General features: G+C 44.0%; 2 protein-coding genes. Both read left to right on the top strand.

Annotated elements, in window-relative coordinates; all coding sequences use genetic code 11:
* A partial coding sequence (locus AC0IXA_RS27175; RefSeq protein WP_471814865.1) for an ATP-binding protein occupies positions 1 to 199 on the top strand: 199 nt, incomplete at its 5' end.
* The coding region (locus tag AC0IXA_RS27170) for a sigma factor (protein ID WP_471814864.1) at positions 165 to 423 on the top strand (259 nt) is incomplete at its 3' end. The genes AC0IXA_RS27175 and AC0IXA_RS27170, both read left to right, overlap by 35 nt.

The raw sequence follows: 423 nt of genomic DNA, 5'->3' as shown, positions 1-423 counted from the left end.
GGAAGACTTGGGACCGTACACATCTGCTCATACGGTGGATCAATTGGCAGAAGGAGGTCTTGGTTTATACTTAATGCAAACATTGATGGATGAAGTCGAGGTGCAAGCAAACTCCGGAGTTACCGTGGCGATGACAAAGTTTTTAAACAGGGAGCGAGTTGACCATGACACAACCATCCAAAACTATGAAACTAACTAAAGATGAAGTAGATCGCCTCATCCAAAGCTATCAAACCAATCAAGACGAGCAGGCGCAGCTCACGCTGGTCGAATGCTATACAAACTTGGTTGATATGCTGGCGAAAAAATATTCTAAAGGAAAAAGCTTTCATGAGGACCTCAGACAAGTTGGAATGATTGGTTTACTTGGCGCCATTAAACGATACGACCCGCTCGTCGGTAAATCATTTGAAGCCTTTGCTA

The sequence above is a fragment of the Pseudomonas sp. AC083 genome, assembly GCF_979253165.1.
The sequence above is the reverse complement of the archived record's forward strand: the minus strand, read 5'-3'. Positions and strand labels throughout refer to the sequence as shown.